We start from the raw sequence: 10,590 nt of genomic DNA on the forward strand, positions 1-10,590 counted from the left end.
GAACCCGGGGAGTCCGCCACGGCCCCGGCAACCACCCCGGATCCGGCAGCCACCCCGGACCCGGCCGCCTCCAGCGACCCCTCCCGCCGCCTCTTCGTCTCCCGTGTGGTCGGCGGAGCCGTGGCCGCCGCCGCGGTCGGGACCGTCGGGTACGGCACGTACGGCGTCGTACGCGGCCCCAAGGTGAAGCGGGTCACCGTGCCGCTGGCGAAACTGCCGCGCGCCGCGCACGGGTTCAGGATCGCCGTGGTCAGCGACATCCACCTCGGCCCGATGCTGGGCCGGGGCTTCGCGCAGAAGGTCGTGGACACGATCAACGGCACCCGGCCCGACCTCATCGCGGTCGTCGGCGACCTGGTGGACGGCTCGGTCGAGGACCTGGGCCCGGCGGCGGCGCCGCTGCGGCAGTTGACGGCCCGCCACGGCGCGTACTTCGTCACCGGCAACCACGAGTACTTCTCCGGCGCGGAGCAATGGGTCGACGAGGTACGGCGGCTGGGCCTGGACCCGCTGGAGAACGCGCGCCGTGAGCTGCCCCACTTCGACCTCGCCGGCGTCAACGACGTGGCGGGCGAGGACGAGGGCCAGGGTCCGGACTTCACCAAGGCACTGGGTGACCGGGACACCTCACGGGCCGTCGTCCTCCTCGCCCACCAGCCGGTCCAGATCCACGAGGCCGTCGACCACGGCGTCGACCTCCAGCTGTCCGGCCACACCCATGGCGGCCAGATGTGGCCCATGAACTTCGTCGCCGACCTCGCCAACCCGACCCTCGCGGGCCTCGAACGCCACGGCGACACGCAGTTGTACGTCACCCGCGGCGCGGGTGCCTGGGGGCCTCCGGTGCGGGTGGGAGCCCCGTCGGACATCACGGTGGTGGAGCTGGCGTCGAAGCAGGCCTGAGGATCCTTCAGAGCCCTCCCGGGGCCCCTCGCGGACCCGCTTCCGCAGCCTCCGCGGCACGTCTGTGCACCAGCTGTGAAAACCGTGCGAAACGGCCGATGGTAAGAGCTTTCCTCATGTAGCCGGAAGGCCCTTCCCTCCGCTGAAACACCTGTGGTTGGGTGAGCCGCGCCACGTCCGGTGGCATATGCGATGGGGGCCTGGGGAGGGCACACCGATGCGAGCGGTTCGCATGCGGATTCTCGTGACGCTGCTCGTCCTGGCAGCCGCGGGTGTGGGTGGCTGGCAGCTGCTGCCGGCCGGGCAGGACAAGGGCCGCACCATCACGGTCGGGACGACGGACGCCGTGACGGCCCTCGACCCGGCGGGGGCGTACGACGCCGGGTCATGGGCGCTGTTCAGCAACGTCTTCCAGTCACTGCTGACCTTCGAACCCGGAGGCTCCTCCCCGGTGCCCGACGCCGCGAAGAGCTGTGAGTTCGTGGGCAGCGGCCTGACCACGTACCGCTGCACCGTGCGCGACGGCCTGAAGTTCCCCAGTGGCCGGACCATGACCGGCGAGGACGTGAAGTACTCCTTCGACCGCGTCCAGCGCATCAACTCCGACGTCGGCCCCGCGCCCCTGCTCTCCACCCTGAAATCGGTCGACGCGAACGGACAGACCGTCACCTTCCACCTGTCCACGCCGGACGCCACGTTCCCCTTCAAGGTGGCCACCGGCGCCGGGGCGATCGTCGACCACACCAAGTACCCCGCGCGCACGGTACGCACCGACAGCGGGGCCGACGGCACGGGCCCGTACGTGCTGAAGTCGTACACGAAGAAGAAGCGGGCCGTCCTGGAACCGAACGGGAACTACAAGGGCGCCGTCAAGGACACCGGTCGGCCCGTCACCCTGCGCTACTACGCCGACTCCGAGGCCCTGAACAAGGCATGGAAGGTGAAGGACATCGATGTCGCCACGCGCGAGCTGCCCCCCGCGGTGCTCGCCGAGCTGTCGCCGAGCGACCCGAACCAGCGCATCTCCGAGTCCGACAGCGCCGAGACCCGCAACCTCGTCCTCAACGTCCGCAAGAGCTCACCGCTGCACGACCGCGGCGTACGCCAGGCCGTCGCCGCCCTCGTCGACCGCGAGAAACTCGTCAGCGACGTGTACAAGGGCACCACCGACTCGCTCTACTCGCTCATCCCGGTCGGCATCACGGGCCACACCACCTCCTTCTTCGACATGTACCCCAAGCCGGACCCCAAGCGGGCCCGCGAACTGCTCACCGAGGCCGGGGTCAGCCTGCCCGTGCGCTTCGCCTTCGGCTACGCCAAGGGCAGCGGCTCCACCGCCGAGGAGGCCGCCGAGCTCAAGCGGCAGCTGGAGGCGGGCGGACTGTTCAAGGTGACCACCAAGGCGTACGAGTGGACCGACTTCCAGCAGCAGTACGCCCAGGGAAAGCTGGACGCGTACGCCGTCGGCTGGGTCGCCGACTTCCCCGACGCCGACAACTTCAGCGGCCCCCTCGTCGGCACCGGCGGCAGCATGAAGAACGGCTACAGCAACAAGACGGTCGACCGGCTGATCCAGGACAGCCAGCGGTACGCGGACCGCAGCCGCGCCACCAAGGACTTCCACACCATCCAGGAGTCCGTGGCCCAGGACGTACCGCTGATCCCGCTGTGGCAGCAGAAGGAGTACGTGCTGAGCACCGAGGACGTCGGCGGCGGCCAGTACCTCTCCGACGGAACCGGTGTCTTCCGGCTCTGGCAGCTGGACTGGATATGACGGCTGCTGTGACGGCCGCTATGCCAGCCGCTGTGGCAGCTGCTGCGACAGCCGTCATGGCAGTCGCTGTGACTGCCGCCGTGTGACACCTGACGGGAGCTCATGGTGTGACATTCGCTGAAGTGACACCGCGGTCCCTCACCACGCAGCACCATGTGATGGAGGTGTGGTCGGGGTGAGGAGCAAACGTGCTGAGACGCAACTCCTTCCGGCTGCCCCGGCACCCCGCGTCCGTGGGCCTCGCCCGGCGCCGGGTCCGGGACCATCTCGCCGACTGGGGCCACGGCGACGGTGACGCCGCCCTGGAGGACGCCGTCCTCCTCGTCTCCGAGCTCGCGACCAATGTCGTACGCCACGGCCCCTTGCTGGAACGGGAGTTCGAGGTCGCGGTGACCGCCCTCGCCGACGGCTCCTGCTTCATAGAGGTCTCCGACGAGGGCGTGGTGCCGCCCCGCCTGAGGGAGGTCGGAGAGTGGGACGAGTCGGGCCGGGGGCTGTTCCTGGTGCAGCACCTCGCCTCGGCGTGGGGGGTGTGGAGCAGGGGGAGGCACGGCCAGACGGTGTGGGCGCTTGTCGCTCCGCTCGGGGCGGGGTGACGTCTGCGGTGGCTGGTTCAGGTGGTCGTCAACTGGTCTTGGGCTGCCCGGCTGTGAGGATCTGCTCCACGTCGAGGGTGACTTTGGCGCCGATGGAGTCGGGCAGGGTGACGATCTCGCCGGGGGCGTGGACGCGGTGGTTTGCGTACTCGTCTCCGGCCGGCTCGGTGAGGACGTGGAGGCGTTGGTGTTTGCGGTCGACGATGACGTAGACGGGGATCTTCGCCTGGGCGTATGCGATGACCTTGGAGCGAAGGTCGTTCTGATAATTGCTGGAGGTGACCTCCAGCACCAGCTGGAAGGCGATCGGGTCGTAGCAGTTGTTCTCGATGAGGTGGTCCTCGATGTCGGCGTCGACAACCACCAGGTCGGGGATCGCGTAGTCCTCAACACCGCCTGGAAGCCAAAGCCCTACACCTTCGGCCACCTCGGTTTCGCCGCCCTCCAGGCCAGCGGCGACGAAGGGACGTCGCAATCTGGTCAGGGCGCGGGCGTGAGCGAAGTTGGCGGGCGGCGTCACGACGATCGTGCCTCCGATGATCTCGACGCGGTACCCCGGATTGCGGTCCATGAGCCGGTTCGCCTCCGCGATCAGCGGACGGTCACCATGGGGCCGCTCGACGGATGCTGCGGACATCACGTGCCTCCTGTGGGCTGGTGTCGAGAGCATCATCGTAGGCAGGTCGGATGCCAGGTGTCCCCTTCGAACTGCTTCACCCGAAAGTGATCACTCGCCCCGCTTGCCCCCGGGATCCGGCAGCACCCGAGTCATCCCCGGCAGGAAGTCCGTGAACAGCTCATGCACCTCATGGACGAGGGGCCGCAGCACCCGGAACCGGGCCAACGACACCCCCCGGGTAGTCAGCCGGGCCCCCCGCTCGGCGAGCCGGTAACTCCGCTCCCGCCCCTCCGTCCGGTCGAACACCCAGTACAGCACCAGCCCCATCTGGGAGAGCCACATCAGCTCGGGCAGCACCTCGCGGAGCTCCTCCGGCACCTTGGCCTTCGACCCGGCCAGCACCTCCCGGTGCAGGGAGATGGCCTCCTCCCGAGGCTTCTGCGACTCCGCCGAGAAGGGGCTGAGCGGACTGTCCGGGTCGGCCGCGTTCTTGAAGAACTGCGCCGCGAACTCGTGGTACGGCTCGGCCACGTCCAGCCACGCCTTGAGCACCCCGGCTATCCGCGCCTCCAGGTCCTTCTCCCGCGCCAGCACCGGCCCGACAGCCGCCAGGTGCTCCTCGCCGATCCGGTCGTAGAACCCCTGGATCAGGTGCTCCTTGCCGGCGAAGTAGTAGTACGCGTTGCCGACGGAGACCCCGGCCTCCTTCGCGATGGCCCGCATCGTCGTCTTGTCGTACCCGCGCTCCTGGAAGAGCCGCAACGCGGTCTCCAGGATGAGCGCGCGGGTCTGCTCGGACTTGGCGGGCCCCCTGGCGGACGTGCGGTCCGTCTCGGAGTCGGAGCCCTGGGCGGGTTCCTCTTGGGGCCGGGGGTCGTCGGCCGAGCCGGCCGCTTCGCGAACTGCAGACACGGAAGAGAGCCTAACCAGTCGCGCAGGTGCCGCTGTCGCAGGCGGGTGGCGTGAAGGTCCACCCGTACCGCGGGTCGTAGGCCCAGCCGTCACGGTGCCTGTACACGCTCCCGCCCCACTGGCTGTCGGTGCGCGCCTCCCGCCACTTGGCGGCGGCCAGGACGGCACCCCTGGCCAGCTTCGCCCCGGCGGGGGTGCTCAGCCGGTGGGCGAGCGGCCGCTGCTCCCGCAACGCCCACAGGCACACGACCCAGGCGGCGGCCCCGCGGTACACCTGCCCCGCGTCGCCCACGACGGTGATCTCGTCGAGGGAGGCCCGGTGATCGAGGGAGGGGAAGCACTGCCGGGCCTCTTCACTCCCCGCCGCCACGAACCGCAACGGCACCAGCTGCCGCTGCCGCCCCAGCCACTCCTTCACGGACCGGCACAGCGAGCACTGGGCGTCGTACAGCACGGTGAGCCCGCGGACCGGGACGCGGGCGGCGTCCCGGTCGCGTACGGCGACGGCATCCATCGCTGTCGTCATGGGTGCCGTCACGCCCCGGCCGTCGGGGGGACCCAGCCCTGCGGCGCCACGGGCGGCACCTGCTCCCGCTCCATCACTCCCCGCCGCCGGATCTTGTTCAGTACGAACACGTTGGCCAGGTGCAGCGCGCCGAGCACGAGCAGGACGACGCCGAGCTTCGTCGAGACCGCCTCGAAGACCCCGCGCGGGTCGGTGACCTCTCCGTCCTGGTTCAGATAGAGGGCCACGAACCCCAGGTTGACGAGGTAGAAGCCCACCACGAGCAGGTGATTGACGGCGTCGGCCAGCTTCTCGTTCCCGTGCAGCACGTCACCGAGAAAGATCCGCCCGTTCCGGCTCAGCGTCCGAGCCACCCAGATCGTCAGCCCCACGCTGACGAGCAGGTAGATGACGTACGCGACGACCGTGAGGTCCATGTCCCCACCCTTTCTTGAACACGTTCAAAAGGTTCTTGCGATGAACCGTACTCCTGTTTTTGAACACGTTCAAGCAGAGATTCAAGGTGACCGGGCGGAGGTCACCCCCGCCCGGCAGCCTGCGCGTCCCGCACCCCCAGCCACACCCGCGGTGAGGCCCACACGGGCGGCCGCTGCCCCAGCGACTCCTCCAGCCGGAGCAGCACACCAGGCGTCTCCTCGCCCACCTTCAACAGCGCGATCCCGGCCTCGTCCAACCGAAACGCCGCCCCGAACCCGACCCGCTCGTAGAAGGCCACGGCCTCCCCGAGATCGCCCACGGGCAGGAGCACGTTGTCGAACCCGAGCAGCTCGTACGACTCGTCGTCTGACATGGCGTCAGGTTAGGTCCGGGTCAGCGAGGGGCGACGCGACCCCGCGGAGGCGTCGCCCTTGTGGCGAGCGGCCGGATGCGTCGCGCAAAGATTCGAGCGCCGATGGGGTGTCCCATTGGTTGGTCGCTCATTGCGCTGAGGTCTCTGTCGTTCCCACTGGGTAGGCTGGGGAGGCAGGCGAGACTCCGTCCCATGGGAGCAATCATGAGCGCCGCATCCGAGAACGGGCTGGATGGCCGCCTCGACGACGAGCCGGAGTACCGCTGGCCCATCCCGCCCCCAGAGGGCTGGACTGCGGACGACCTCGACCGGATCCCGGGCCTCCCGCCGCACACGGAGTTGATCGACGGGAGTCTCGTTTTCATGAGTCCGCAGACGGCCTTCCATGCGCGCTGCATGCGTCTGGTGGAGAACACTCTGCTCGCGCAGGCCCCGGAGCATCTCGACGTCATGCGGGAGATGACCATCAAGCTTGACCTGAGGAACCGGCCCGAGCCGGATGTCCTGGTCTTCCCGCTGGAAGCGAATACCGGCTCGAAGCAGACCTGGTACAAGCCGGAGGACGTCCTCCTTGCTGTCGAGGTGGTTTCCGCCGACTCGCGCGAGCGTGACCGCGAGGTCAAGCCCCGGAAGTACGCCGCGGCCGGCGTCCCGCATTTCTGGCGGATCGAGGAGGACGAGGACAAGGGCCTCCCTGTCGTCTACGTCTACGAACTCGACCCGGCCACCAACTCCTACGGCCTCACCGGCATCTTCCACGACCACCTCAAGGTCACGGTGCCCTTCGGCATCGAGATCGACCTGACGGCCATCAACCGGCGTCCGAAGACGCCTCCGGAGCAGGGCTGACACGGCGAAGGGCCGACCGCACGACACGGCCGGCCCTTCCACGAGTCGCGCTCAGCCGATGGCGATCCGCGTCTTCCAGTAGCTCCTCGGACCGATGATCTCCGTACCGGACCCGGGCAGCGTCGTCCTGCCGCCCGCGTAGAAGCGGACGGAACCGTCGGAGCGGACGGCCCAGACGTCGGGAATGTCGTCGCCGTTGGCGTCCGGGGTGCCGATCAGCAGCGGCACGGCCCACGTGAGGTGAGCGATATCACGGTCGGCGCCGGAGACACGGTCCCTCCGGAGGAGGTGACGGCGGCCGTCTCGCCGGACGGCGTCCGAGCCATGGGGTTTCTCGTGCCGCGCACGCAGGCGTTCGCGGTCTGGAAGTTGTGGCGCGAGCGCCATGCCGCCGGCTCGGGGTGGTATCCGGTTCTTTCCTCTGTGAATCCGCAGCGGTTGGTCTGGAATCCTCCGGATGCCGTTCCCAAGGGCGGACGGGAGGCGGTGGTCTCGGCGGTGGCCCGTGACCCGGACGAAGTCATCGCCGAGATCATGGCTGCCTTCCTGGTCGACACGCTTGACAAGTCGGCGGACCAGGAGGCCATGGACGAGTGGATCGCGGAGCTGACGCCGCAGCGCTTGGCCAAGTCGTTGGCGGGTCCGCTCAGCGCGCCGCGGCCAGCCGACCCGTGGCAGGGTTACTTGGGGTTTGACCCGGAGTTCTGGTTCTGCCTCGTTGAGGCACGGCACGGCTATGAGCTCCCGGTTCTGCTGCCCGGGCTGCCGGACGCGCCCAACTGGTGGGTGGACGAGGTTCAAAGAGGGCTTGAGCCCTCGGACCATCTGGCCTTCCTGCGCAGCTGGCACGAGCGCTTCGGCGCGGATCCGTATTACATGGATGGCAGTAACATGCGGCTGGCCGTGGACCGTCCACCGCTCACCCCAGAGGCCGCGGCCCAAGCGGCTGTCGAGCGGTTCTCCTACTGCGAGGACAATGCCCCGGACCTGCCGGTGCTGGGGGACGGCGAGATCCGTTCCACTGTGTGGACGTTCTGGTGGGACTGAAATGAGGCACTAGCCGGGGGCGCTTCAGACATCGCGGTTGGTGCGTATCTCTCTGCGAGCCGCGTGCAGCAGGGAGTTGAGGCCTGGCGTTTGCAAGGCGAGGGTGATCGCTGGTTCGTCGGACTCGCGGAGGTGGATCGTTCCGTCGGGGGCGGTGGCCAGTTCGAGGCAGTTGCTGGCCTCGCTGCTGAACGAGGACTTCTGCCAGTTGAGCTCGGGCATCGGGTTGCCTTTCACAGGTTTGTGGCGAGGGTATGGATGAGGTCGCGTGAGGCGGTGGCGTCCAGCGACAGGCCTTCCATCCGGCCCATGATCGTCCGGTACTTCACCAACTGTGCCTCCGCGTGCAGGAATTCGGAGCCGTGTTCAGTGTCCAGCTGTACGGTATCCAGTTGCCGGACCGGGCCCTGAGCGATGACAACGGTCTGGCCCGCGCCAGGGAAAATCCCCGCTGCGAACGGCAGGACGAGGACCGTCACGTGCTCTCGTTCGCTCATCTCCGCGATGTGCGCCAGCTGTTTGCGCATGACCTCCGGACCACCGAACTGCATGCGCAGAGCGGCCTCGTGGATGATCGCGGTGTACGGCGTCGGGGTGTCGGCGTAGAGGATGCCCTGGCGTTTGATGCGGTGGGAGAGGCGGTGCTCGACCATGGGTGGGGAGAGCGCCGGGACATTCTGCTGAAAGACCAGCCGGGCGTAGTCCGGGGTTTGGAGCAGGCCGGGCAGGTGCGTGAACTGCACGGTGTGGAGTGCGGTCGCGTGCTCCTCCATCTCTGACAGGTCAAGCAGAACCGGCGGCAGGAGATCGCGGTAGTCGTCCCACCAGTTGCGGGAGCGGCTCGTGGTCATGGTCGCCAGGGCGTCGATGTACGGCTCGTCGTCGCAGTCGTATCCGAAGGCGAAAGCTCGAACACGGTCGGCGCTGACGCCGAACCTCCCGGACTCGATGTTGCTGATCCTGGCCGGATCGACCCCCAACTTCTGACCGGCCGCACGAGTGGTCAGGTCGGCACGCTCGCGCAGTTTGCGCAGTTCGGCGCCCAGTCGCTGCTGCCTCGCGGTTGCTGTGGGCCTAGGTGGCACAGCCGCTCCTATCCAGGAAGTTTCCGTGTTCGGTAGCAGTATTGTAGTCGCTTACCCTACGGTGAGTATCGCATCAACTACCCAACGTGGTGTCCGGGTTCTCGGAAGTGCACCGCCCTGCCCGAGCGCAGCTCACGGCAGTGGCGGCGGAGCCACCGTCTGTGTCACCTGCCACCCCACTGATTGGTCCACCGAGCCAACCCCCCTTACTCGAAGTGGAGTTACGGCCATGACCGAACTCGCCCAGACGAAGTCCGCAACTCACTCCCCGCTCGACACCGACTGGGAGTACGTCCTCCGCATCCCCCACTCACCCTTCGGGCCGGGCATCGTCCGCGCACATGTCCGGACCGTGCTCACCCGGTACCAGGCCGGACCCACCGTCCTCGACAACGCCCAGCTCGTCGCCTCCGAGCTCGTCACCAACGCCCTGGCCTGGACGAGGGATCCCGTCGCCGTACGGTTGGTGCGGGCCGGCGGGCGGCTACGGCTCAGTGTGTGGGACAGCAGCTCCTGTCCTCCACACGAGAGCCCGCTACCAGGGCTCGACGAGGAAAGCGGGCGCGGGCTGTGGCTGACGCGGGCGTGTGCCGATGAGTGGGGGCACTTTCTCGTCGTCAACGGGCGTCGTGGCGGCGGAGGGAAGGAGGTGTGGGCCGAGTAGCGGGCTCCGTAGGGCACAGTGCTTCGCCGCACTGGCGGATGACACGCAGGGCGGGACAATGGCCTCATGACCAAGCCCACCGAACTGCCGTCAGCCTGTCACACCTCCTCCGGTTGCTCCCTGGGTTCCGCCTTGTCCCTGTGGTCGAAGGACTCGGTGTTGTCGATCGGCTCTGTGGGGTCGGTGCTGTCCATCGGGTCCGTCGGGTCGGTCCTGTCCGTCGGGTCTGTCGGGAGTGCGTTGTCGGTTGGCTCGATCGGGTCCTCCCTGTCGCTGATCTCCGCCGGGTCGTGGCTGAGTATCGGATCAGCGCTGTCCGCGCAGTCGAAGTGGTCGGTACTCTCCTGGCGGTCCTCTCGGGCCTTCTGGTCCTACGGGACAGTCGGGGCCGTGGCCGGGGCCGCCGGGGTGCTGTTGACCTGGACGCTGAGGTCGGCGCAGGTCGAGCGCTGATTCCCTTGCCTGCGGAGCGGTTCAGAGACCCGAGCGGGTGAACGTCAGATGCGTGACTCCGCTGGGCGAGGTCGTGGCCTCGACCCCGTAGTCCTTCTCTTGGCCCTCCAGCCCGTCCCAGAGGCGTACGCCTCGGCCGAGCAGGATGGGGACCACGACGATGTGCATGTGGTCGATGAGTCCGGCAGCGAGGAAGTCGCGGATCACGGTGGGTCCCCCGCCGATGCGTACGTCCTGGCCGCCCGCAGCCTCGCGGGCCGTCTCGAGCGCCTGGGCGGGTGACGTGTCTAGGAAGTGGAACGTCGTGCCGCCCTCCATCTCGATCGACGGGCGAGGGTGGTGGGTGAGGATGAAGGTGGGGGTGTGGAACGG

14 protein-coding genes and 2 pseudogenes are annotated in these 10,590 nt (G+C 68.4%); 7 read left to right on the forward strand and 9 right to left on the reverse strand.

Annotated elements, in window-relative coordinates; all coding sequences use genetic code 11:
• The 3 genes from FNH08_RS33375 to FNH08_RS33385 form a co-directional block, all read left to right on the forward strand.
• The coding region (locus tag FNH08_RS33375) for a metallophosphoesterase (protein ID WP_152775266.1) at positions 1–903 on the forward strand (903 nt) is incomplete at its 5' end.
• A gap of 217 nt (positions 904–1,120) precedes the next feature.
• Positions 1,121–2,677, forward strand: a complete 1,557-nt coding sequence (locus tag FNH08_RS33380; protein WP_152775267.1) for an ABC transporter substrate-binding protein — start codon at positions 1,121–1,123, stop codon at positions 2,675–2,677.
• Positions 2,678–2,865: 188 nt separating this feature from the next.
• A complete protein-coding gene (locus FNH08_RS33385; RefSeq protein ID WP_322725925.1) occupies positions 2,866–3,273 on the forward strand; it encodes an ATP-binding protein in 408 nt (135 codons plus the stop codon).
• Positions 3,274–3,301: 28 nt separating this feature from the next.
• Here the strand turns inward: FNH08_RS33385 and FNH08_RS33390 are convergent, their stop codons facing one another.
• From FNH08_RS33390 to FNH08_RS33410, 5 genes and pseudogenes are all read right to left on the reverse strand, one after another.
• On the reverse strand, positions 3,302–3,910 hold the full coding sequence (locus tag FNH08_RS33390) for a Uma2 family endonuclease (RefSeq protein ID WP_152775268.1): 609 nt from the start codon (positions 3,908–3,910) through the stop codon (positions 3,302–3,304).
• A gap of 90 nt (positions 3,911–4,000) precedes the next feature.
• Positions 4,001–4,804, reverse strand: a complete 804-nt coding sequence (locus FNH08_RS33395) for a TetR/AcrR family transcriptional regulator (protein ID WP_322725926.1) — start codon at positions 4,802–4,804, stop codon at positions 4,001–4,003.
• 10 nt (positions 4,805–4,814) lie between these two features.
• The gene (locus FNH08_RS33400) at positions 4,815–5,330 is read right to left on the reverse strand and encodes a thiol-disulfide oxidoreductase DCC family protein (protein WP_407704500.1); all 516 of its coding nucleotides are present in this window, start codon (positions 5,328–5,330) and stop codon (positions 4,815–4,817) included.
• An 8-nt stretch (positions 5,331–5,338) separates the two neighbouring features.
• Positions 5,339–5,746, reverse strand: a complete 408-nt coding sequence (locus FNH08_RS33405) for a hypothetical protein (RefSeq protein WP_152775269.1) — start codon at positions 5,744–5,746, stop codon at positions 5,339–5,341.
• A gap of 107 nt (positions 5,747–5,853) precedes the next feature.
• Positions 5,854–6,120: pseudogene (locus FNH08_RS33410) on the reverse strand (VOC family protein); the annotation flags it as partial.
• A 204-nt stretch (positions 6,121–6,324) separates the two neighbouring features.
• Here FNH08_RS33410 and FNH08_RS33415 point away from each other — a divergent pair.
• Positions 6,325–6,969: a Uma2 family endonuclease gene (locus tag FNH08_RS33415; protein WP_152775270.1), complete on the forward strand. Its 645-nt coding sequence runs from the start codon at positions 6,325–6,327 to the stop codon at positions 6,967–6,969.
• Between the two features lie 51 nt (positions 6,970–7,020).
• On the opposite strand, the pseudogene FNH08_RS51060 reads toward FNH08_RS33415, so the two are convergent.
• Positions 7,021–7,200: pseudogene (locus tag FNH08_RS51060) on the reverse strand (hypothetical protein); the annotation flags it as partial.
• 9 nt (positions 7,201–7,209) lie between these two features.
• Between FNH08_RS51060 and FNH08_RS53690 the strand changes: the two are divergent.
• The gene (locus FNH08_RS53690; protein ID WP_152775271.1) at positions 7,210–8,016 is read left to right on the forward strand and encodes a DUF4253 domain-containing protein; all 807 of its coding nucleotides are present in this window, start codon (positions 7,210–7,212) and stop codon (positions 8,014–8,016) included.
• A gap of 24 nt (positions 8,017–8,040) precedes the next feature.
• Here FNH08_RS53690 and FNH08_RS33425 read toward each other — a convergent pair whose 3' ends face one another.
• Positions 8,041–8,238: a DUF397 domain-containing protein gene (locus tag FNH08_RS33425; protein WP_152775272.1), complete on the reverse strand. Its 198-nt coding sequence runs from the start codon at positions 8,236–8,238 to the stop codon at positions 8,041–8,043.
• A gap of 11 nt (positions 8,239–8,249) precedes the next feature.
• Positions 8,250–9,101 carry a helix-turn-helix domain-containing protein gene (locus FNH08_RS33430; RefSeq protein WP_322725927.1) on the reverse strand — a complete coding sequence of 284 codons (852 nt, stop codon included), beginning with the start codon at positions 9,099–9,101 and terminating at the stop codon, positions 8,250–8,252.
• A 229-nt stretch (positions 9,102–9,330) separates the two neighbouring features.
• Here FNH08_RS33430 and FNH08_RS33435 point away from each other — a divergent pair, with 229 nt between their 5' ends.
• The gene (locus tag FNH08_RS33435) at positions 9,331–9,765 is read left to right on the forward strand and encodes an ATP-binding protein (RefSeq protein ID WP_152775274.1); all 435 of its coding nucleotides are present in this window, start codon (positions 9,331–9,333) and stop codon (positions 9,763–9,765) included.
• A 66-nt stretch (positions 9,766–9,831) separates the two neighbouring features.
• On the forward strand, positions 9,832–10,218 hold the full coding sequence (locus FNH08_RS33440; protein WP_152775275.1) for a hypothetical protein: 387 nt from the start codon (positions 9,832–9,834) through the stop codon (positions 10,216–10,218).
• A gap of 21 nt (positions 10,219–10,239) precedes the next feature.
• On the opposite strand, the gene FNH08_RS33445 is transcribed toward FNH08_RS33440, so the two are convergent.
• Positions 10,240–10,590 (reverse strand): dihydrofolate reductase family protein (locus FNH08_RS33445; RefSeq protein ID WP_194238701.1); only part of this gene is annotated, 351 nt, incomplete at its 5' end.

It is taken from the genome of Streptomyces spongiae (assembly GCF_009377185.1).
GTDB classification, from domain to species: Bacteria; Actinomycetota; Actinomycetes; order Streptomycetales; family Streptomycetaceae; genus Streptomyces; species Streptomyces spongiae.

What these genes read in the sequence shown, in the direction of transcription:
- FNH08_RS33380 (WP_152775267.1), top strand. Translation starts at nt 1,121, where the DNA reads ATGCGAGCGGTTCGCATGCGGATTCTCGTGACGCTGCTCGTCCTGGCA.
- FNH08_RS33390 (WP_152775268.1), bottom strand. Translation starts at nt 3,910, where the DNA reads ATGTCCGCAGCATCCGTCGAGCGGCCCCATGGTGACCGTCCGCTGATC.
- FNH08_RS33400 (WP_407704500.1), bottom strand. Translation starts at nt 5,330, where the DNA reads ATGACGACAGCGATGGATGCCGTCGCCGTACGCGACCGGGACGCCGCC.
- FNH08_RS33405 (WP_152775269.1), bottom strand. Translation starts at nt 5,746, where the DNA reads ATGGACCTCACGGTCGTCGCGTACGTCATCTACCTGCTCGTCAGCGTG.
- FNH08_RS33415 (WP_152775270.1), top strand. Translation starts at nt 6,325, where the DNA reads ATGAGCGCCGCATCCGAGAACGGGCTGGATGGCCGCCTCGACGACGAG.
- FNH08_RS33425 (WP_152775272.1), bottom strand. Translation starts at nt 8,238, where the DNA reads ATGCCCGAGCTCAACTGGCAGAAGTCCTCGTTCAGCAGCGAGGCCAGC.
- FNH08_RS33435 (WP_152775274.1), top strand. Translation starts at nt 9,331, where the DNA reads ATGACCGAACTCGCCCAGACGAAGTCCGCAACTCACTCCCCGCTCGAC.
- FNH08_RS33440 (WP_152775275.1), top strand. Translation starts at nt 9,832, where the DNA reads ATGACCAAGCCCACCGAACTGCCGTCAGCCTGTCACACCTCCTCCGGT.